This is a genomic window from Burkholderia sp. AU30198 (assembly GCF_020419825.1).
Taxonomy (GTDB): domain Bacteria; phylum Pseudomonadota; class Gammaproteobacteria; order Burkholderiales; family Burkholderiaceae; genus Burkholderia.
On the sequence record NZ_JAIZSA010000001.1, the window covers coordinates 375380 to 396050 of the forward strand.

The 20671-nt window shown below is 67.4% G+C and carries 16 protein-coding genes; 6 read left to right on the forward strand and 10 right to left on the reverse strand.

The features are described 5' to 3' along the window. Positions 1-91 precede the first annotated feature (91 nt). The 4 genes from LGN19_RS01625 (at position 92) to LGN19_RS01640 (ending at position 7833) form a co-directional block, all read left to right on the forward strand. Positions 92-3505 (forward strand): DUF2126 domain-containing protein, encoded by a 3414-nt coding sequence (locus LGN19_RS01625; RefSeq protein WP_226212959.1) that lies wholly within the window; start codon positions 92-94, stop codon positions 3503-3505. 217 nt (positions 3506-3722) lie between these two features. Beyond that, complete coding sequence (locus LGN19_RS01630; protein ID WP_226213505.1) at positions 3723-6329, forward strand: circularly permuted type 2 ATP-grasp protein; 2607 nt, start codon at positions 3723-3725, stop codon at positions 6327-6329. After that, the gene (locus LGN19_RS01635; protein WP_226212960.1) at positions 6323-7375 is read left to right on the forward strand and encodes a transglutaminase family protein; all 1053 of its coding nucleotides are present in this window, start codon (positions 6323-6325) and stop codon (positions 7373-7375) included. Before LGN19_RS01630 ends, LGN19_RS01635 begins: the two co-directional genes overlap by 7 nt. A gap of 185 nt (positions 7376-7560) precedes the next feature. Beyond that, positions 7561-7833 carry a hypothetical protein gene (locus tag LGN19_RS01640; protein WP_122949761.1) on the forward strand — a complete coding sequence of 91 codons (273 nt, stop codon included), beginning with the start codon at positions 7561-7563 and terminating at the stop codon, positions 7831-7833. A 61-nt stretch (positions 7834-7894) separates the two neighbouring features. Here the strand turns inward: LGN19_RS01640 and pip are convergent, their stop codons facing one another. Further along, a complete protein-coding gene (gene pip, locus LGN19_RS01645; protein ID WP_226212961.1) occupies positions 7895-8827 on the reverse strand; it encodes a prolyl aminopeptidase in 933 nt (310 codons plus the stop codon). A gap of 321 nt (positions 8828-9148) precedes the next feature. Here pip and LGN19_RS01650 point away from each other — a divergent pair, with 321 nt between their 5' ends. Next, complete coding sequence (locus LGN19_RS01650; RefSeq protein WP_226212962.1) at positions 9149-10300, forward strand: acyltransferase family protein; 1152 nt, start codon at positions 9149-9151, stop codon at positions 10298-10300. Between the two features lie 211 nt (positions 10301-10511). Here LGN19_RS01650 and LGN19_RS01655 read toward each other — a convergent pair whose 3' ends face one another. Beyond that, positions 10512-11330: a multidrug ABC transporter ATPase gene (locus LGN19_RS01655; protein ID WP_226212963.1), complete on the reverse strand. Its 819-nt coding sequence runs from the start codon at positions 11328-11330 to the stop codon at positions 10512-10514. Between the two features lie 84 nt (positions 11331-11414). Continuing rightward, on the reverse strand, positions 11415-12353 hold the full coding sequence (locus LGN19_RS01660; protein ID WP_226212964.1) for a LysR substrate-binding domain-containing protein: 939 nt from the start codon (positions 12351-12353) through the stop codon (positions 11415-11417). Between the two features lie 98 nt (positions 12354-12451). Between LGN19_RS01660 and LGN19_RS01665 the strand changes: the two genes are divergently transcribed. Next, on the forward strand, positions 12452-13207 hold the full coding sequence (locus LGN19_RS01665; protein ID WP_226212965.1) for a carbon-nitrogen hydrolase family protein: 756 nt from the start codon (positions 12452-12454) through the stop codon (positions 13205-13207). 155 nt (positions 13208-13362) lie between these two features. On the opposite strand, the gene LGN19_RS01670 is transcribed toward LGN19_RS01665, so the two are convergent. The 7 genes from LGN19_RS01670 to LGN19_RS01700 are packed head-to-tail and all read right to left on the reverse strand — an operon-like array spanning position 13363 to position 20572. Further along, complete coding sequence (locus LGN19_RS01670; protein ID WP_226212966.1) at positions 13363-14427, reverse strand: 2-aminoethylphosphonate aminotransferase; 1065 nt, start codon at positions 14425-14427, stop codon at positions 13363-13365. Next, positions 14427-15608 carry a phosphonopyruvate decarboxylase gene (gene aepY, locus LGN19_RS01675; protein ID WP_226212967.1) on the reverse strand — a complete coding sequence of 394 codons (1182 nt, stop codon included), beginning with the start codon at positions 15606-15608 and terminating at the stop codon, positions 14427-14429. The genes LGN19_RS01670 and aepY overlap by 1 nt, the downstream gene beginning before the upstream one ends. Then, positions 15605-17290, reverse strand: a complete 1686-nt coding sequence (gene aepX, locus LGN19_RS01680) for a phosphoenolpyruvate mutase (RefSeq protein ID WP_122949425.1) — start codon at positions 17288-17290, stop codon at positions 15605-15607. Before aepX ends, aepY begins: the two co-directional genes overlap by 4 nt. Next, positions 17287-18054, reverse strand: coding sequence for an NTP transferase domain-containing protein (locus LGN19_RS01685; RefSeq protein WP_174956500.1), 768 nt, complete (start codon positions 18052-18054; stop codon positions 17287-17289). Before LGN19_RS01685 ends, aepX begins: the two co-directional genes overlap by 4 nt. Positions 18055-18090: 36 nt before the next feature. Next, on the reverse strand, positions 18091-19092 hold the full coding sequence (locus LGN19_RS01690; protein WP_089453211.1) for an HpnL family protein: 1002 nt from the start codon (positions 19090-19092) through the stop codon (positions 18091-18093). Further along, the gene (locus LGN19_RS01695; RefSeq protein WP_122949427.1) at positions 19089-19895 is read right to left on the reverse strand and encodes a 2OG-Fe(II) oxygenase; all 807 of its coding nucleotides are present in this window, start codon (positions 19893-19895) and stop codon (positions 19089-19091) included. The genes LGN19_RS01690 and LGN19_RS01695 overlap by 4 nt, the downstream gene beginning before the upstream one ends. Then, positions 19892-20572 (reverse strand): CDP-alcohol phosphatidyltransferase family protein, encoded by a 681-nt coding sequence (locus LGN19_RS01700; RefSeq protein ID WP_122949428.1) that lies wholly within the window; start codon positions 20570-20572, stop codon positions 19892-19894. The genes LGN19_RS01695 and LGN19_RS01700 overlap by 4 nt, the downstream gene beginning before the upstream one ends. Positions 20573-20671 lie beyond the last annotated feature (99 nt).

The following is a 20671-nucleotide window of genomic DNA, read 5'->3' on the forward strand; positions in this document are numbered from 1 at the left end:
CGCGCGCTTTCGCCGAATCCGCCAGGCCGGGCCGCCGCGTCGCATCGAGCGCGACGCGGCGCGCGGCCGGCCCAACCCGAACCGAGCTCCCATGTCCATCCACGTCGCGCTGCATCACACCACCCGCTATCGCTACGACCGGCTCGTCAACCTCGGCCCGCAGGTCGTGCGGCTGCGGCCCGCGCCGCACTGCCGGACGCCGATCCTCGCGTATTCGATGACGGTCGAGCCCGTACAGCACTTCGTCAACTGGCAGCAGGACCCGTTCGCGAACTATCTCGCGCGGCTCGTGTTTCCGGAGCGCACCGAGCACTTCGAGATCACGATCGATCTCGTCGCCGAGATGTCGGTGTACAACCCGTTCGACTTCTTCCTGGAAGCGAGCGCGGAGCAATACCCGTTCAGCTATGACGATGCGCTGAAGACCGAGCTTGCGCCATATCTCGTGTGCGACCCGCAGACGAGTGCGGCGCCGCTGTTCCGCGCGTATGTCGACGGCGTCGACCGCACGCCGGCCGGTACCGTGAACTTCCTCGTCGCGTTGAACCAGCAGCTGCAGCGCGACATCGGCTATCTCGTGCGGATGGAGCCGGGCGTGCAGACGCCCGAAGAGACGCTCGAACTCGCGTCGGGCTCGTGCCGCGACAGCGCATGGCTGCTCGTGCAGCTGTGCCGCCATCTCGGCATCGCCGCGCGTTTCGTGTCGGGCTACCTGATCCAGCTCACGCCCGACGTGAAGTCGCTCGACGGCCCGAGCGGCACGTCGGTCGACTTCACCGACCTGCACGCGTGGTGCGAGGTCTACCTGCCGGGCGCCGGCTGGATCGGCTTCGACCCGACCTCGGGCCTGCTCGCCGGCGAAGGCCACATTCCGCTGGCGTGCACGCCGCAGCCGACCAGCGCCGCGCCGGTCGAGGGGCTGATCGACGAGTGCGAGGTGTCGTTCGAGCACGAGATGAGCGTGACGCGCGTGTACGAATCGCCGCGCGTGACCAAGCCGTATACGGATTCGCAATGGGGCGCGGTGCTGGCGCTCGGCACGCAGGTCGACGGCGCGCTGGCGGCCGGCGACGTGCGGCTCACGCAGGGCGGCGAGCCGACCTTCGTGTCGATCGACGATCGCGACGGCGCCGAATGGAACACCGACGCGCTCGGCCCGACCAAGCGCGGCTACGCGACCGAGCTCGTGCAGCGGCTGCGCGCCGAATACGGCGACGGCGGCTTCCTGCATTTCGGGCAGGGCAAGTGGTATCCGGGCGAGCAATTGCCGCGCTGGGCGCTGTCGATCTTCTGGCGTGCGGACGGCCAGCCGGTGTGGCACGATCCGTCGCTGTTCGCCGACGAGCGCGAGCCGTCCGCCTACACGACCGACGATGCAAAGCGCTTCATCGACGCGCTGGCCGCGCGGCTGAACCTGACCGGCGAATTCATCCGGCCCGGCTACGAGGACGTCTGGTACTACCTGTGGCGCGAACGCCGGCTGCCAGTCAACGTCGACCCGTTCGACTCGCGGCTCGACGACGAGCTCGAACGCGCGCGGCTGCGCAAGGTGTTCGAGCAGCAGCTCGACAGCGTGGTCGGCTACGTGCTGCCGGTCAAGCGCGCCGATGAAGCGCCGGGCCTCGACGGTCCGCGCTGGGAAACGGGCCCGTGGTTCTTCCGCGATGAGCGGATGTACCTCGTGCCCGGCGATTCGCCGATGGGCTATCGGCTGCCGCTCGATTCGCTGCCGTGGGCCAGCCGCGCCGACCATCCGTACCTGGTCGAACGCGATCCGTTCGCGCCGCGTGACGCGCTGCCGACAGCGGCGGCCATTCGTGCGCGCTATGCGGGCCCGGCCGATGCGCCGCGCTACCTGTCCGGCGTGCATCGCGAGGCGTCCGCGCAGACCGTGATGCAGTGGCGCGACGACGGCACGGCCGGAAAAGGGCGGCCTGCCGCGCGCGACCCGAGTCGCCTCCCCGAGCGTTTCGAATCGGCTGCGTGGATCACGCGCACCGCGCTGTGCGTCGAAGTGCGCAACGGCATCCTGTACCTGTTCATGCCACCGCTTGCCGCGCTCGAGGATTATCTGGAGCTGCTCGGCGCGATCGAGCTGACCGCGCACGCGCTCGGCGTGAAGCTCGTGCTCGAAGGCTATCCGCCGCCGCGCGACGCGCGGCTGAAGCTGCTGCAGGTGACGCCCGATCCCGGCGTGATCGAGGTGAACATCCATCCGGCCGCGAACTTCGACGAGCTGGTCGATCACACCGAATTCCTGTACGACGCCGCGTGGCAGTCGCGGCTGTGCAGCGAGAAGTTCATGGTCGACGGCCGCCACGTCGGCACGGGCGGCGGCAATCACTTCGTGCTCGGCGGCGCGACGCCGGCCGACAGCCCGTTCCTGCGCCGCCCGGATCTCCTGGCGAGCCTGATCGCGTACTGGCACAACCATCCGTCGCTGTCCTACCTGTTCTCGGGGCTCTTCATCGGGCCGACGAGCCAGGCACCGCGCGTCGACGAGGCGCGCAACGACCAGCTCTACGAGCTCGACATCGCGTTCGCGGAGATTCAGCGCAACAAGCTGCTGTTCGGGCAGGACATGCCGCCGTGGCTCGTCGACCGCGTGCTGCGCAACCTGCTGATCGACGTGACCGGCAACACGCACCGCAGCGAGTTCTGTATCGACAAGCTGTATTCGCCCGACTCGTCGACCGGCCGGCTCGGCCTGCTCGAACTGCGCGCGTTCGAGATGCCGCCGCATGCACGGATGAGCATCGTGCAGCAACTGCTGCTGCGCGCGCTGGTCGCCCGTTTCTGGGCTGCGCCGTACACCACGCCGCTCACGCGCTGGGGCACCGCGCTGCATGACCGCTTCATGCTGCCCGAGTTTCTTCAGATGGATTTCGACGACGTGCTGACGGAACTGCGCGACGCCGGCTTCGCGTTCGATCCGGCGTGGTTCGCGCCGCACTTCGAATTCCGCTTCCCGCTGTTCGGCCAGATCGCGGTGAACGGGATGCAGCTGTCGCTGCGCGGCGCGCTGGAACCGTGGCACGTGATGGGCGAGGAGGGCGCGCCCGGCGGCAACGTGCGCTACGTCGATTCGTCGGTCGAACGGCTCGAAGTGCGCGTGACGGGGTTGAACGACAACCGGCACGTCGTGACGGTCAACGGCCGCGCGCTGCCGCTGCAGCCGACCGGCACCGTCGGCGAGTACGTTGCGGGCGTGCGCTACAAGGCGTGGTCGCCGCCGTCCGCGCTGCATCCGACCCTCGGCGTGCACGCGCCGCTCACGTTCGACATCGTCGATACGTGGCTGCAGCGTTCGCTCGGCGGCTGCCGCTATCACGTCGCGCATCCGGGCGGGCGCAACTACGCGACGTTCCCGGTCAATGCGTACGAAGCCGAAAGCCGCCGGCTCGCACGCTTCGTCGAGATGGGGCATACGCCGGGGCGGATGGATGTCGCGGCTGCCGCGCCGAGCCGCGAATTCCCGTTCACGCTCGACCTGCGGCGGCCGTGACCGGACGATGACAGGACGGACGACGATGCGCGGTTCGCGATACCCGGCGGTTCCGGTCGCTGGCGGCCCTGCCGGAATGCTAGGATGCGGGCAGATTGCGGCCGCGCGCCGCAGCAGCTTGCCGCCGGTGCGGTGGCGCGCGTGCGCGGCCGCGCCCTGACGACGGAACGACACCGTGCCGCCCATTGACACCGATCATCTCGCCGCCCCCGACGCGATGCCCACGCTTTTCGATACCGGCGCACAGCCGGACGCCGCTGAACTGGCCGCCGCGCTCGCGGCGCCGGCCGCCGCCGGCCGCTACGACGAACTGCGCGGCAGCGCGGCCGGCCTGAACGCGCCTGCGCTCGCGCCCGCATGGCGCAGTTTCTTCACGGCGATCGGCAGCGACGGCGTGGCCGACCTCGATCGCCGCGCCGACGCGCTGTACCGGCGCATGCGCGAGAACGGCCTGTTCTATCAACTGCACGAGCAGCGCGCCGGCGACGGCGCGGCCGGCCCGTGGTCGCTCGACCTGCTGCCGCTGATCGTCACGCCCGAGGACTGGGTCGCGATCGAGCGCGGCGTGCTGCAGCGCGTGCGGCTGCTCAACGCGACGCTGGCCGACCTGTACGGGCCGCAGACGATCCTCGAGCGCGGGCTCCTGCCGCCCGCGCTCGTCACCGGACATCCCGGCTACCTGCGCGCGATGCGCGGCGCGCGCGTGCCGGGCGATACCTGGCTGCACGTCGTCGCGTTCGATCTCGCGCGCGGCCCGGACGGGCAGTGGCGGATCGTCGCGCAGCACACACAGGGCGCGGCGGGGCTCGGCTACCTGCTCGAAAACCGGCTGATCGTGTCGCGGCTCTTTCCGCGCGGGTTTCGCGGGCTGCGCGTGCAGCGGCTCGCGTCCGCGTACCGCGCGCTGCTGCAGAGCATGCAGTCGCTCAGCCCGGCCCGCAAGAATTCGCGGATCGTGCTGCTCACCCCGGGGCCGCACAGCGCGACGTATTTCGAGCATGCGTATCTCGCGCGCTACCTCGGCCTCACGCTCGTCGAAGGCGGCGACCTGACCGCGCGTGACAACCGCGTCTTCCTGAAGACGCTGGCCGGGCTCGAACCCGTGCACGGCATCCTGCGACGCGTCGACGACGCGTGGCTCGATCCGCTCGAACTGCGGCCCGATTCGATGCTCGGCGTGCCGGGGCTGCTGCAGGCCGTGCGCGCGGGCAACGTGCTGCTCGCGAACGCGCCGGGCTCGGGCTTCCTCGAATCGCCGGCGATGCTCGGCTTCATGCCGCGTCTCGCGGAAGGGCTGCTCGGCGAAACGCTGACGCTGCCGGCCGTGCATTCGTGGTGGTGTGGCGAGACGGCCGCGTGCGACGACGCGCTGCCGCAACTCGCGCGCAGCATCGTCAAGGCATCCTATCCACCCGACGTGCAGGCCGGCGGCCCGTTCGAGCCGGTGATCGGCGCGCGGCTCACGCAGGCGCAGCTGGCCGAGTGGCGCGCGCGGATCCTCGCGCGGCCCGAGCACTACACGGTGCAGGCCGACCTGCCGCTGTCGCAGGCGCCGACCTGGCCGCGCCAGGACGCACCCGACGGCAACGGCGGCGCGCGCATCCTGCCGAAGCCGCTGCTGATGCGCGTGTTCGCGCTCGCCGACGGCGCGCAGCGCTGGCGGCTTCTGCCGGGCGGGCTGTCGCGGGTCGGTACGCGCGACACGTTGTTCAACGCGCCGATGCCGCGCGGCGGCAGCACCGTCGATACCTGGGTGATGACCGAAGGCATCGTCGATTCGACGACGCTGCTGCAGACGCACCTCGGGCCCGACGATCTCGTCGAGCGGCCGCGCGCGATCGCGAGCCGCGCGGCCGAGAACCTGTTCTGGCTCGGCCGTTATACCGAGCGCGCGACCAACCTGATGCGGCTCGCGCGGGCCGCGCTCGAACGGCTGCGCGGCGAGGACGACGTCGACAGCCCCGCGCACCTGGAGCTGCTCGACACGCTGTGTCGCGACACGGGCCTGATCGCGGCCGATGCGCCGAACGCCGTCGATGCGCCGCGTGCGTTCCAGCACGCGCTCGCGACGTCGCTGACGCGCGGCGCGGATCGCACGTCGGGCATCGCGTCGTGCCTGTTCGGGATGCGTGGTGCGGCCGCCGCGATCCGCGAACGACTGTCGAGCGACCAGTGGCGGTTGATCGACGACGCGACCCAGCTGTTCGCGGACAGTGCGGGCTTGCCGGAAGCCGAAGAGCAGATCGGCAACGAGGCGCTGCAGTTGCTGGAGCGCCTTGGCCTGCTGCTCGGCGCGATCACCGGCGCGCAGACCGACAACATGACGCGCGACGACGGCTGGCGGTTGCTGTCGATCGGCCGGCAGATCGACCGGCTGGACTTCCTGTGCAGCGTGCTGAAGGCTGCGTTCGACGAAGGCGCCGTGCATCGGCAGGATGGCTTCGAGCTCGTGCTGGAGCTGTTCGACAGCACGATCACGTTCCGTTCGCGGTTCCAGCGCGGCTTCGACGTCGCGCCGCTGCTGTCGCTCGTCGTGCTCGATACCGACAACCCGCGTTCGCTCGGCTGGGTCGTGCAGGCGCTGCGCGGCCGGTTGACGAAGGTCGAGCGCAGCGAAGGCTATGCGCTGTCGGAGCTGGCCGAGACGATTCCCGACGTCCCCGCGTGGTCGCTGCACGAGCTGTGCGAGACCGGCGACGGCGGCCGGCACGACAAGCTGCTCGATGCGCTCGATACGACGGCGAAGGCGGTCTGGGAACTGTCGAACCGGATCGGCGAGCGCTATTTCAGCCACGTGCGCGAGGCGGGCAGGACGTTATGGTGACGACGAAAGGCGCGGCGAAAGTGCCACCCGGTTCCGGGAAAGAGCGGAGCGCATCGGCACCGGCATCAGCAATCGCGCCGGCTACAAAGGCCGACGTTGCACCCGGCCGGTTGCTGCGCGTCACGCACGACACCGAATACCGTTACGCGGCGCGCGTCGAATCGGCGCAGCATCAGGCGCGCCTGCAACCGCTCGTCACGCCGCGTCAGCAGGTGCTGTCGTTCGCGCTCGACATCGATCCCGCGCCGGAATCGGTCGGTACCGAGATCGATGCATTCGGCAACGCGCGCGCGTCGTTTGCGTTGAACCAGCCGCACGATGCACTGCTCGTGCGTAGCCGCAGCACGGTACGCGTGACGCCGCCCGTGTGGTCGCTCGGTGCGCGCGGGGCGCCGCCGCCCGCCATCGCGCATCCCGACGGGAAACGGGCAACGGCGTGGGAAGCCGTACGCGACCGCTTGCGGTTCCGCGCGGGGCAGCCTTACGACGCGGCGAGCGAATTCGTGTTCACGTCGCCGCACGTCGCGTGCGATCCCGAGCTCGCCGCGTATGCGGCCGCGAGCTTCACGCCGCAACGGCCGCTCGTGCAGGCCGCGTGGGAGCTGATGCGGCGCGTGCATGCCGATTTTGCGTATACGCCGAACAGCACCGACATCACGACGTCGGCGCTCGATGCGCTGCGCTTGCGCAAGGGTGTGTGCCAGGATTTCGCGCACGTGATGATCGGCGCGCTGCGCTCGCTCGGGCTCGCCGCGCGTTACGTGAGCGGCTACCTGCTCACGCAGCCGCCACCCGGGCAGCCGCGGCTGATCGGCGCCGACGCGTCGCATGCGTGGGTCGAGGTGTACGACCCGGCGTGGCCCGAGGACAACGGCTGGCTGCAACTCGATCCGACCAACGATCGCGCGCCGGGCGACGACTACGTGATGCTGTCGATCGGCCGCGACTATGCCGACGTGACACCGCTGCGCGGCGTGATCCGCGGTGGCGGTGCGGATCAGGAGCTGAAGGTCGGTGTGACGGTGGAGCCGCTTGATGCGCCATAACGTATGCGGCATGCCGAGTGCCCGCGCGAGTGCGGTTTAAGTCTTCGTTAATACTGCACGCCTAGCATGGTCATGCCGGCGAACGGATCGGACTCGATCCGGGGCACCGGCGGCACGCGCGGGTGCGCCGACGTTACGGCGCCGCACCGTCGCGCATCGCCATTCCCTTGCAACGGCGGCAGACCATGATCAAGCACTTCGACTACCCGCTCGGCAGCGACACGATTGCGCTCTGCGCGAGCTTCGGCGCGGGGCCGGCGTTGCGCCGCGTGCTCGTGAGCCGTGCGGATTCGATGGAGACGCTGGTAGTGCTCGATGCGCGCGGCCTGTCGGGCTTGCTGAAGGTGGCGACCGAGGCGCCGGAAGGACTGCTCGACGATGCGATCCGCAAGGTCGGCGACGAACAACTCGTCGAGCGGGCAATCAGCGGCAGGACGATCGTCGAAACCGCGCTTTGATCGGGCGGTGCGTGAGCGTGCCGGCAGGCACGGCCGCACGCACCGCGTTGCATTACATGGACTACGCGGCGAACCGGTCCGTTGCCGCGATCAGCGCCTCGAGGATCCCCGGCTCGTTGTACGCATGCCCGGCGCCGGGCACGATCTCGAACGTCGCGTCCGGCCATGCCTTCGACAGATCCCATGCGGTACGCGCGGGTGTCGCGACGTCATAGCGACCCTGCACGATCACACCCGGAATGCCGGCGAGGCGATGCGCGTCGTGCAGCAGCTGGCCTTCTTCGACGAAGCCCTTGTTCACGAAGTAGTGATTCTCGATCCGTGCGAACGCGAGTGCATAGTGCCCGTCCGCGAAGTGCGCGGCGAGGGCGGGGTCGGGCAGCAGCGTGATCGTGCGGCCTTCCCAGCTGCTCCACGCGCGGGCGGCTTCGAGCTTCGCGGCTTCGTCATTACCGGTCAGCCGGCGATGGTAGGCGGCCATCAGGTCGCCGCGCTCGGCTTCCGGAATCGGTGCAAGGAAGGCTTCCCACAGGTCGGGGAACAGCCACGATGCGCCTTCCTGGTAGTACCACAGCAATTCCGCGCGACGCATCGTGAAGATGCCGCGCACGACCAGCGCGCTCACGCGCTCGGGGTGCGTTTCCGCGTACGCGATCGACAGCGCGCTGCCCCACGAGCCGCCGAACACGAGCCACTTTTCCGCGCCGACCATCTCGCGCAGGCGTTCGATATCGGCGACCAGATGCCACGTCGTGTTGTTCTCGAGGCTTGCATGCGGCGTCGAGCGCCCGCAGCCGCGCTGGTCGAACAGCAGGATGTCGTAGCGCTCCGGATCGAACAGGCGGCGATGGTCGGGGCTGCAGCCGGCGCCGGGGCCGCCGTGCAGGAACACGGCGGGCTTGCCGGCCGGGTTGCCGCAACGCTCCCAGTAGATGCGGTGGCCGTCGCCGGTGTCGAGATGGCCGTGGGCGTAGGGTTCGATCGGTGGGTACACAGGCAGGCTCCGGGTAAGGGTCGACAGGAGGCGGACGACGCGCGGGCCGATGAGCGGGCGGGGGACTGCGGATACTGCACCGCCGCAAAAATCGTTGTGTTGGCATCGGACCGGCCGCCGCCGGGAATGGCTAGTCATTATGCCCATTCGCCGCCCCGGACGTTGGCTCGTGGTGGCGTGCGCGGCCGCCCGTATCGGCCCGGGGATTTTTGAAGCAATTTCATTCCGATATTTTTCATACAAAATCCCGGCGGCATATCGGCGTGCCGAAGCGCGGGCGCCGGTCTGCTGCCCATCCACCGTGCCAACGGAAACCAGCCGATGAACCATCGCGTCACGCAGTTGACCGGGTTGCGCGCCGTCGCGGTGGCGATGGTTGTAGTCGGACACGCCGAGCACGTGCTGCCCGGCGGCTACACGGGCTGGTACGCGCCGTTGCGGCTGATTGCCGACGGCCGGCTCGGCGTGCTGATCTTCTTCGTCCTCAGCGGCTTCCTGATCACCAACGTATTGCGCGCCGAGTTCGCGCGCACGGGCGGCATCGCGCTGACGTCGTTCTACGTGCGCCGCGCGCTGCGGATCTGGCCGGCCTGCTACGTCTATCTCGCGGCGGTCGCGATCGTGGCCTTCGCCGGCTGGTTCGACGTCGACCGCCGGCAGTGGCTGTATGCGGCGCTGCACCTGTGGAACTACTCGGCGTGGTTCGGGCTGACCGGCGACAACACGCTGCATCCGGACGGCGCGTGGTATCTCGGCCATTTCTGGTCGCTCGCGCTCGAGGAACAGTTCTACTGGTTCTGGCCGCTGCTGTTCGTGTATGGGATGCGCCGCAGCGGCACGCGCTGGCTGGCCGTGCTGATCCTGATCGTGCCGCTGGTGCGCGCCGTCACGTATTTCGTTGCGCCCGCGTTGCGCGGGCAACTTGGAATGATGCTCCACACGGGCGTCGATCCGATCCTGATCGGCTGCTATGTGTCGCTCAACCGCGAACGGCTCGAAGCGTGGATTCGCACGTGGCGTGGCGAGACGCGCATCGTGACGGCGATCATCGTTGTCGTGCTGATCGGCATGCCGCTCGCCGAACATCGGCTCGGCGGGTTCTGGAATGCGACGTATGGCGTGACGCTCGAGGCCGCATTGATCGCGATCGTGATCGTCGTGCTGAATTTCCGCAATGAGTTCTGGTGCGCGCGATGGTTGCGCGCGCGGCCGGTCGTGTTCGTCGGCACGATCTCGTTCAGCCTCTATCTGTGGCAGCAGCCGTTTGCGAATCCGGATCTACAGGTCCCGCATGCGTTTCCGCTTGGCATCGTGTGGGCGCTGATGGCCGCGACAGCCAGCTACTTCCTCGTTGAAAAACCGTTCCTGCGGTTGAAGGATCGGTATTCGGCGCGCGAGATGCGACGTGTACGTGACGACGCGCTGCGGATGCCGGCGTCGGGGGAGGCGATCGGAGCGAAGGTGGCGGAGTAGGCCGCCACGTCATTTGAGCATCGAAGGCGGATACCAGAAGTTCCGGTACATATCGACGCCGTACGACTTGCCGTCGTAGCGGACGATCGTGCGGACCGGGCGCTTGTCCTTGCGCTGCGGCGGATCGACACGCGCGGTGATCGACAGGTCGGCGAACCCGTGGCGCGAAGATCGGGCCGAAGGCGATGGAGCAGGCGGGCGGGGCGCAGTCTTACTTGAAGCGTTTCCTGGAAGCGGGTGAATACCAGAAGTCGCGGAACATATCGATTCCGTACGACTTGCCGTCGTATTTGACGATCGTGCGCACGGTACGTTTTCCCGTGCCTGAGTCTTTGTCGTCGTCGCTTTCCATATTGGCGACGTGCGCCGTAATCGACAGATCCGCGAAACCGTTGTGCGATGTCTTTTCGACGGCAATCGTCATCCGTGCGGACTCGCTATGCAGGTCGCGGGTGTCGGGCTCGCACACGGGGCCGGTGACAGCGACCCAGCCTTTGAGATTGGTACCGAATACAGGACGGATGCGGGCGCCGTCGCGAATCCACAGCGTCAGTTCGTTCTCGGAGTAGGCGTCTGCACAACTCGGCCCGCGCGCGCTGCTCGTGAACACGACGCCGAACGCACGCACGTCAGGCGACAGCCGGTAGGGGGCGGTATCAATGCGATAGCTGTCTGCATCGACTTCCGTGACTGCATCTTCCTGAACCACTGACCGTTCGGCCGCCACGACCTTGCCGCCTTCGACCAGCGCGACGACCTGCAGCTTGTTGCTTTCGTCCGGGTTCTTGCTTTTGGGAAGCGAATCGAATGCAACGGCTGCGATCGTCGTTTCCGGTGCATTCGGCATGACCTTGCATGCGGACGCGACAACGAGCCGGTTCGTGTCGCGTGCGGCGACGCGTGCGCTCGCGACGCCAGCCCAGCGGGCGACCGCAACGACGGTTGCGTCGTCACACGCCTGGTTGTCGGCAGCCTGAACGGCGGAGGCGGTGGCGAGCGCCAGCAGCGGGGCGAAGCGGAGGAGTCTCATGTTCACGATGAAAAAAGGTTCTTCATGGATGCCGTGGATGTTGCTTGCCGATCGGGAGCGGCCGGTCAGCGGGTGATGAACAGGTCATGCGTGACGACCCGTACCCTTCCTCGCCCTCAAAGCAAGCTGCAGCTGCTTGCAGTCCTTGTCCAGTTGCAGCCGAAGCAGTTTCAGAATCGATTTCGTATGCTCGGACAAGGGCTTGCCCGGGCGGAAAATGATTCGATCCTGGAACGGAACATCCAGCGAAAAACGCCTGATGACCAGTCCACGAGGAATGAAGTCGATGGCCGCGACGGGATGAACGAACGCCAGTCCGATGCCACTGCGCGCGAACTCGCAGGCACTGATCGAGTAGGGCGTTTCGACGATCGTGCGTAGCGTGATCCCTTCATGTGCCAGTGCTGCTTCCAGCGCGCGTCGTGTGACATCCTCCGCGTTCAGTGAAATGAAGTGATCGGATTGAAGATCCGCCGGTGTAACGACCGACCGTTGAGCCAGCGGATGATCGGGCGCCATGGCGATGACGCCAGGCAGTGCGCTGAATACCGAATGCTCGAGACCGGCAGTCGGCATCTCGCTAGCCATCAGGCCGATGTCGGCTACGCCGGATTGAACTTGCTGATGCACCTCTCGGGAACTCATGACTTGCAACGACAGCTGAATGCCGGGCGAGTCGCGATGAAACCCGGCGATGGCGCGCGGCAGAAAACAGTTCCCCAGGGCGGGGAAGCAGGCAATCACGAGTCGTCCCTGCTTGTACGAGCCCAGACTGCGAATGACGTGCTCAACGGTTTCAAAGCCGACGAAGTATCGCTCGATCGAGGTCATCAGGACATTCGCCTCGTTCGTCGGGATCATGCGTCCGCGAACGCGCTCAAACAGCCGCACGGCGGCAAATGACTCGACCCGCTGAATGGCCTGGCTGACCGCAGGCTGGCTGATCCCCAGCAACTCGGCTGCGCGGGCTGTCGTACCGGCGGTCATCAGTGCTCGAAAGATTTCGATATCCCGCGGCGACATAACAAAATTCAATAGATCAATAAGTATCCATTGTAGTTGGTTCGAAACAAGACCTCGATACTGCGAGACGCCTACGCGAACCCCCGACTCTATCTCTCATGGACACATTCACGATCGCCGCCGCGCAGTTCAGCGCCAAAGCAGGAGACATTGAAGCCAACGTGGCTCGGCATTTGACCTTCGTCCACGCGGCCGCGGAACACGGCGTCAAGTATCTGGTATTTCCCGAAATGTCCTTGACGGGATACGAGCAGCAGCTTGGCCGTCAACTCGCAATGCGATGCGAGGACCCACGGCTCCTGCCGTTGCTGGCCGCCGCGCAGCGACTGGGCATGACCATCGTTGTTGGGGCGCCTCTGACGCGTGAAGGTCAACCGGAAGTGTTCATCGGCGCGTTCACCCTTGGCGTTCATGGCATACACGCGCACACCAAGCAGCATTTGCATCCCGGCGAAGACGTTGTGTTTGCAGCGGGAAATGGAGGCCCGGCGGTGATCGTCGACGGGAATTCGATCGCGCTGGCCATCTGCGCCGATTTCTCGCATGCCACCCACGCGGCGAACGCGGCAGATTCGGGCGCGCGGGTATACGCGGCGAGCGCGCTCATTACCGACAACGGCTACCCGTACGATACCGGGCTGTTGGCAGGCTATGCGGCCAACCACAATATGGTCGTACTGATGGCCAACCATGGCGGCGTCACCGGTGGTTGGGAGTCGGCGGGTCGTAGTGCGATCTGGGCAGCGGGCGGTGAGCGCGTTGTTGCCGCGCCCGGCACGGGCGACCTGCTCGTTATCTCCACCGAAGGAGCGAATGGCTGGGCCGGATCGGTGGTGGTGATCGGGGCGGATTAGCGCTTGCCTTCGACCGTTGCCGAGGCGCTCGTTGCGCTCGAGCGTTGCCCGGTTTCAACGGCCGCGTCGAGGCGGCATTTCCCGCTGTTTCCGAGCAATCCACGAAAAATAAAAAAGGCCCTTGCGGGCCTTTCGTAGACGAAGATGTCAGGCGCTTACTGCGTCAGCGCTGTAAACCCCTCCAGCAACCGATCGACATCGGCCGCCTGGATCGCGCCCATCGTCGAAATCCGGAACAGCTCCTTCGACAACCCGCCTTGCCCCGCGTAGATCACGAAGCCACGTGCCTTCAACCCGTCGTGCAGCGTTTCGTACGTCACACCCTGCGGCAACCGATAAGCACGAAGAACAACCGACGATTCACCTTCCGGCAGCACCAGCGGCATCCCGCGCGCTGCGAGCCCGGCCTGTGCCTGATCGGCGAGCGCCTTGTAATGTGCATGCCGCGCACGCCAGCCACCCGCCTCATCGAACTCGCGCAGCGCCTCGACGAGCGCGTAATACGCATGCACGGAAGGCGTGAACGGCGTATTCCGCTGATCCTGCAGCTTCGCGAGACGGCCGAGATCGAGGTAGTAAGTACGGCTCGCCGCCTTCGCGAGCGCGCTGCGGCGCACGATCACGAACGCTGCGCCCGGCACGCCGTGCAGGCACTTGTTCGCAGTCGCGGCAACCGCGTCGATGTCGCCGCCGGCGAAGTCGATCGCTTCCGCGCCGAAGCTGCTGACGCCGTCGACGAGCATTTTCACGCCGCGCGCACGGCACACGTCGGCAATCGCCCCGAGATCGTTCAGCCGGCCCGTCGTCGTTTCGTGATGAATCACGGCGACGTGCGAGTAACCGCCCGCATCGAGTCGCGCACCGATCTCTGCGAGATCAGGTGCCTGCATCCACTCATGCTTCAGCACGTCATGCGCGATCCCGTACTGCGTCGCGATCTGCGTGATCCGCTCACCATAGACGCCGTTCTCGATCACGAGCAGCTTGCCATCCTTCGGCACGAGCGCCGCGATCATGCTTTCGACCGCGGCCGTACCCGAACCGGTCATCAGCACGGCCGTCCACTCGGCCGGATCGAGTTCATACGCGGCGACGAGACGCTGACGCGCTTCATCCTGCAGATCGAAGAATTCGCTTTCGCGATGGCACAGGTCGGGTTGCAGCAGGCTGCGGCGCACGCGTTCGGTGAGCGTGACCGGGCCGGGGTTCAGCAGCAGCATCAATGGGCTCCTTCAACGTGGGCTTCGGTCTGCGCGGCGCCGATGTGCCGCATCAGACGGGTCTTGACCTCGACCGGTGTGACGGTCGGGCGGGGCAGGCCGTCGGGCACGCCGGTGCGGATCGCGACACGCACGAACTGCGCGCCATCGGCCGACGAAGCAAGCGCCGTATCGAGCACGTCGAGCGTGTCGCCTTCGACCGCCGACGCATACCCGCACGCGGCGGCAACACCCGCGAACGAAACATGTTGCGACACCGTCGCCTGGCCACCCGTCGATTCGTGTGCGCCATTGTCGAGCAGCACGTGCGTGAGGTTGGCCGGGCCGTAGGTGCCGAGCGTCGCGAACACGCCCATGCGCATCAGCGCGGCGCCGTCGCCGTCGACCGCGACCACGCGCAGGTCGGGGCGCGCGAGCGCGAGGCCGAGCGCGAGCGGCGTCACGCAGCCCATCGAGCCGACCATGTACAGCTGGTTCGGGCGATCGTCGATTGCGTAGAGTTCGCGGCCGCAGAAGCCGGTCGACGCGAGCACGACGGTCGAATCGACCGGCGTGTGCGCAATCACGCGCTGCAGCGCGGCCTGGCGGGTCGGCCAGGCTTCGGCCGACGCGGCGCGCGACGACGCTTGCGCGGCGACATGCGCGCGCGGTTTCGCGGCCGGGTTGGCCTTCAGTTCATACGGCGCGACGCTGCCTTTCTGCATCACGAGCGCGTACGGGCGGCCCGTCGCGTCCATGTGCGCGATCGCGCGGTCGAGTGCCGGGCCGACCTGTTCGGGGTCGGTCGGGAACGTCTCCCACGGGATCTCCATCGTGTCGAGCATCGCGGGCGTGATCGGGCCCATCAGCGCGTGCTGCGGCTCGTCGGCCACGCCCGGCTGACCGCGCCACGTGACGATCAGCAGTTGCGGCAGGCGGAACGTCCAGGTCAGCGACGTGAGCGGGCTCACCGCGTTGCCGAGCCCCGAGTTCTGCATCATCGCAATGCCGCGCTTGCCGCCGAGCGTCGCGCCCGCGATCAGCGCGACCGCGTCGCCTTCGTTCGCGGCCGACACGTAATGCAGCGTCGGGTCCTGCAGCACGTAATTGATGAACGGCGTCAGGTACGAGCAGGGCACGCCCGCGTACCAGTCGAAACCGCGCTCGCGCGCGGCCTCGACGAACTGGGCCGCTTCGATCATTGCGCGCCCCCGTTGCCGGCGCCCGGTTCGGACAGCGGCGTCTGGCCGTGCGCGAAGTCGCCTGCGCGGCGGAAGTCTTCGAGATCGTTGACGCCGCGCCAGTGGCCGTGCACGTACTGCACCTCGATCTTCTCGCCGGCGGCGATCAGTTCGTTGAGCAACGACGGGATGTCGAGCGTGTCGAAATCAGGACGCGCCTGCAGCGTGACGAGCATTGCCTTCAGGCGGTCGACACCGGCGCCGCGCACGTTCAGCAGGCCGATCCAGCGGCCGTGCGGCGTGCCTGCGGCGACATCGCTCGAGACGCGTTGCAGGTACGTCTTCTGGCCGAACAGGCCGCGATCGTCCTCAGCCGAGCAGAGCGCGAAATCGCGCACGCTCTGGTTGGTCTCCGTGAGCGACGAATCGACCACCACGCTGAACTCGGCCTCGCTCTCCGCGAGGTCGCGCACGATGTAGCTGCGGAACAGCAGGTCGCCGTACGAGATCACGGTGTCGCCGGTCAGGCGTTCAGCCGCGCACGCGAGCGACGCGAGTTCACCCGTTTGCGCGTGGCGTTCGTTGACGACGAGCTTGATGCCCGACGTGTCGATCGCGTCGGCACGATAGCCGCCGACCACGGTGATGTCGTTCACGCCGTGGGTCTTGAAGCCGTCGACGAGCCAGCGCAGCAGCGGCTTGCCGGCGACCGGCAGCATGACCTTCGGCTTGTCTTCGGTCACGGCTTCGAGGCCCTTGCCACGGCTCGCGGCGAGCACGATCGCCGCGTTCGACGCGCGCGACGACGACGACAGGTAGATACGCTCTGCGGCCGAGTATTCGTCGGCGTCCTGCAGGCGGAAGATCTCGTTGACCGATGCGACGCGGTCCTCGACGTTGATCAGCGTTTCGCTCTCGTGGATCTCGCGAGCGGTCGCCTGCATCGCGGATGCCGATGCGCGGATCAGGTGGTTCGCCCAGATCACGGTGCTGATGCCGGCCTGGCGGAACACATCGGTCGGCGTGCTGTAATACTTGGTCGGCACGATCACGAGCGGCGCCTTGCCGCTCCATTCGCGCGCGAACTGCAGGATCTCGTCCGGGCGCGACAGCTTGCTGTGGATCAGGATCGCGTCGGCGCCGGCTTCCGCATACGCGTTCGCGCGGCGCAGCGCCTCGTCCATCCCCCAGCCTGCGATCAGCGCCTCGACGCGCGCGACGATCGAGAAGTCGGGATCGGTCTGCGAATCCTTGCCGGCCTTGATCTTGCCGCAGAACTCGTCGATTTCCGCGAGCGGCTGGCGCTCGCCGCCGATGAAGCTGTTCGTCTTCGGAAACTGCTTGTCCTCGATACAGACGCCGGCGATGCCGCGCTGCTCGAGCTTCTTGACGAGGCGGCGCACGTTGTTGAAGTTGCCGTAGCCGGTGTCGCCGTCGAGCAGGATCGGCAGGTCGCTCGCGTCGGCCATGAATTCGAGCACGTCGACGACCTGGGTCCAGCTCGCCTCGTTGTTGTCACGCACGCCGAACTGCGCGGAGATCGCGAGGCCCGATGCCCAGATGCCCTTGAAGCCGGCCTCGCGGACGATCCGCGCGGACAGGCCGTTGTGCGCTTCCATCAGGAATTCGAGGTCGCTGCTGACGAGCATGCGGCGCAGGCGTGCGCTGCGCGATTCGGTGAAGTTGGGTTCGCGTGCGTTCATCGTGCGACTCCTGCGGTGGTACGTTGAATCAGGGGGAGGATTTCTTGCGTGGCGCGGTTGACGTCGTTCGGGAAGTCGATCTCGATCCACGGCGAGCCGGTGACGTCGGCGACGTCGAACGAATGACCGCCTTCGAGCAGCAGGTCGCGCACGGCTTCCTCGTGCGGCATGTTCGCGCGGCCGCTGTCGACGTAGCCCGCGACGATCGTCGCGAGGCGGCGCGCGGTGCCTTCGGTGAAGCGGAAGAAGCCGACCGATTCGCCGATCGTGTCGTACTCGAGGTCGACCGCGAGCTGCTTGCGCAGCTCGACCGGCACGCCGTTCTTCAGGCACAGCTTGACGGGCTCGTCGCCGGCTTCGAAGTCGCGATCGATCAGCAGGCGGTCGACCGCCTTGTCGGAATCGGCCACCAGCGCGTGCAGGATGTTCTCGTCATACAGCACGTCGGCGTCCATCAGCAGCACGTCGCCGCCGCGCGTCATCGCATCGGCGACGGTATGCACGGTCAGCACGCTGCCGAGGTCGTAGCGGTCGTTGATCACGATCTCGGCCTGGCGGCCGAGGCGCTTCAATTCCTGCTCGACCTTCTCGTGCTGGAAGCCCAGCCCGAGCACGATCTCGTCGACGCCCGCGGCATCGAGCACGCGCAGATGCCGCTCGAGCAGCGAAACGTCGTCGAAGCGCAGCAGGCACTTCGGGAACTGCGCCTCGGGCGGTTGTTGCAGGCGCAAGCCGAGGCCTGCCGCAAGAATGATGGCTCGCATGGGTTCTCCAACCAAAAAGCCGGCGGATCTGAACGATCAGTCGGCGAGCGGCTGCGGCGCACGGCGCCGCTGCCAGTTTCTTTCACTGAAATGCAGATAGAGCAGGCCGGGCAGGCCGAGCGCGAGTTCGCGCGCGCGTTTCGCAAGCGACAGCGCGAGCGCCGCGTCGGGCGGCAGTCCGACCAGCGGCGCGAGCAGCAGGTAACCGCCTTCCTGCGCGCCGAGCGAGCCCGGGATCGCGAAGGCCGCGCCACGAATGGCCTGGCCGACGCTCTCGAGCAGCAGCGCGTCGAGCCAGCTCACCGGGTGCCCGAGGAAATGCAGCGCGAGCCACACTTCCGCGGTGCCGACGATCCAGCCGACGAGACTCAATGCGAAGGTCTTCGCGACCTTCGCACGATCGCGGTACAGCGCGCCGACCGCGTCGTCGATTGCGTCGGCGCGGGTGGCCAGCGACGACCAGTCGCGCGGGCCGAGCAGCTTCGACGCGAGGCGCAGGCCGCGGCCGAACAGCCCGCGCCGCTGCGCGACGTAAAACAGCGCGGCGAGGGCGCCGAGCACGCCGGTGGCGATCAGCGCGGGCGTGCGCAGGTGCGCGACCGATTCATGCGTTGCATACAGGCTGAACGCGGCGATGCCGATCAGCGCGAACGCCATCTGCGCGAGCGCCTGCATCGTCGTGCTGACGGTGACGGCCGCCGCCGCGTCGGCCATCCGCGTGCCACGCTGCGCGAGGTGGCGCACCATCAGCACGGGGCCGCCGATCTGCCCGGCGGGCAGCAGGCTGTTCACCGATTCGCCGACCCAGCGCGCACGCAGCGCGTTGCCGAGCTCGGCGCCCGGCTGGCCGGGGCGGAACATCACGGAGATCGCCATCGCGTCGATCACGAGCGGCACGACGTGGAACGCCGCGACGAGCGCGAGCCCCCAGCCGGCCGCGAGGAACGTGGACGCGACGGCGCCGACGCCCTGCCAAGCCAGGAGTGCGACGAAGAGTGCGGTCCCGAGGGACAGCAGGATGAGGCCGGCGCGTGTCATGACCCGGTCGTGCGTCGCGTCGCCAGTTGCTTGAACACCTGGCGGAAACCGAAATACGCGATCGCGTCCTTCATGTTCGAGATGAAGCGCTTCCACGGCCGCATGCCGGGGTTCGTCACGTATTCGAAGGTGAGCGACACGCGCATCTCGTTCTGGCCGAGTGGCGTGATGCGGTGGCGCAGCTTGTCGCCGTCGAACAGCACGATGCCGCCGTCGGCGATCTGCACGGAGCCCGGTTCGTCGGCGACGTCCGGATTGCGGGTGTGCAGCTCGTAGTCGAGCCGGCACGACGATTCGTCGATCACGCCGATCAGCAGCGTGTAGCGGCGGCCGTCGTAGTACGACGTGTCGTAGTGCCAGCCGATGTGGTCGCCGGGCTTCGTGTAGTAATACAGCGCGTACGCGTGCGGATCGTCGTCCGGCGACAGCATCAGCTTGTCGCCCGTGACCTTCTCGAGGAAGGAGATGAGTGCCTTCGAGCGATACAGTTCGGCGATGTACGGCGCCTGCTCGTCGATCGTATGACGGCTCACGCTGCCGCCTTGCTTATGGCCGGGCAGGTAATTGCGGTTCAGGCCGGCCTGCATCGCGCGGGCGGCGTCGGCCAGCTTCGCGTGCGCGTCGGCCGGCAGGAATGCGTCGAGGTACAGGAACGAGCCCTGGCGCGTGTAGTCGTTGCGCACTTGCTCGAGGTCGAGGTGGCCGACGCAGTCGGCCACGGTGCGATCGGGGTCGGACGCGGCGCGCACAGGCGCGGGGCGTGCCGGGCTCAGCACGGAGTCGTCGCGCGTGCTAGGAGTCATTTGGAAGCCTGGATTTCAGTGGAATTCTGCGGAACATTGCCGCGCCGGACGATGCGCCACCAGTCGATCACGACCCACGCGGCGAACAGCGGGGCGCCGATCGACGCCGCGAGCAGGAACGGCTCGACGCCGTCGAACAGCGTCACGAGCGGCAGCAGGTACAGCACGTCTTCGGTCTCGAAGCCGCCGGCGAATGCCTGCTTGGTGCCGGCCTTGCCGGCGAACGATTCGATTCGCATGCGCAGGAAGAAGATCAGCGCAACGGCGGCACCGGCCACCGCGCCGAGCAGCACCGGCGACGCGGCCATCTGGCCGCCCTGGGCGACGATGCCGAGGCCCATGCTGACGAACAGCGCGACCGTGACGAGTGCGTCCGCCGCGAGGTCGTAAAAATGACCGATCTTGCTCGTCTTGCCGCTGATGCGCGCGAGTTCGCCATCGGTGTGGTCGACGAAGTTCGACAGCACGATCAGGAACGCGCCTGCATTGCTCCAGCCGAAGCCGCCGTGCGCGAGGCACCAGGCGCCGGCGAGGCCGATCAGCAGACGAACGGTGGTGAGGTGATTCGGAGTGACAGGCGTGTCGACGAGCGGTCGGACAAGCGAGCGCGCCAGCCGCGCATCCCAGGTGCGTGGCAGGGGCGGTTCGGAACGTGTGGCGTTTTTTCTTTGGTCCATCGGCGAAATATATACGGAATTGTAATTTGTTGCTTTTTATTCAATCAATGTCCTGACATGACGGAGTGTTACCGCGTCTTGCGGCGATTGGCCGGCCGA

Excerpts from the sequence above, each read along its gene's own strand:
- LGN19_RS01670 (WP_226212966.1), bottom strand. The coding sequence starts at position 14,427 with ATGCTGCTGCTGAACCCCGGCCCGGTCACGCTCACCGAACGCGTGCGC.
- LGN19_RS01660 (WP_226212964.1), bottom strand. The coding sequence starts at position 12,353 with ATGTCGCCGCGGGATATCGAAATCTTTCGAGCACTGATGACCGCCGGT.
- LGN19_RS01695 (WP_122949427.1), bottom strand. The coding sequence starts at position 19,895 with ATGACTCCTAGCACGCGCGACGACTCCGTGCTGAGCCCGGCACGCCCC.
- LGN19_RS01635 (WP_226212960.1), top strand. The coding sequence starts at position 6,323 with ATGGTGACGACGAAAGGCGCGGCGAAAGTGCCACCCGGTTCCGGGAAA.
- LGN19_RS01685 (WP_174956500.1), bottom strand. The coding sequence starts at position 18,054 with ATGCGAGCCATCATTCTTGCGGCAGGCCTCGGCTTGCGCCTGCAACAA.
- LGN19_RS01690 (WP_089453211.1), bottom strand. The coding sequence starts at position 19,092 with ATGACACGCGCCGGCCTCATCCTGCTGTCCCTCGGGACCGCACTCTTC.
- aepX (WP_122949425.1), bottom strand. The coding sequence starts at position 17,290 with ATGAACGCACGCGAACCCAACTTCACCGAATCGCGCAGCGCACGCCTG.
- LGN19_RS01640 (WP_122949761.1), top strand. The coding sequence starts at position 7,561 with ATGATCAAGCACTTCGACTACCCGCTCGGCAGCGACACGATTGCGCTC.
- LGN19_RS01655 (WP_226212963.1), bottom strand. The coding sequence starts at position 11,330 with ATGAGACTCCTCCGCTTCGCCCCGCTGCTGGCGCTCGCCACCGCCTCC.
- LGN19_RS01700 (WP_122949428.1), bottom strand. The coding sequence starts at position 20,572 with ATGGACCAAAGAAAAAACGCCACACGTTCCGAACCGCCCCTGCCACGC.
- LGN19_RS01630 (WP_226213505.1), top strand. The coding sequence starts at position 3,723 with ATGCCCACGCTTTTCGATACCGGCGCACAGCCGGACGCCGCTGAACTG.
- LGN19_RS01625 (WP_226212959.1), top strand. The coding sequence starts at position 92 with ATGTCCATCCACGTCGCGCTGCATCACACCACCCGCTATCGCTACGAC.
- aepY (WP_226212967.1), bottom strand. The coding sequence starts at position 15,608 with ATGATCGAAGCGGCCCAGTTCGTCGAGGCCGCGCGCGAGCGCGGTTTC.
- LGN19_RS01650 (WP_226212962.1), top strand. The coding sequence starts at position 9,149 with ATGAACCATCGCGTCACGCAGTTGACCGGGTTGCGCGCCGTCGCGGTG.
- LGN19_RS01665 (WP_226212965.1), top strand. The coding sequence starts at position 12,452 with ATGGACACATTCACGATCGCCGCCGCGCAGTTCAGCGCCAAAGCAGGA.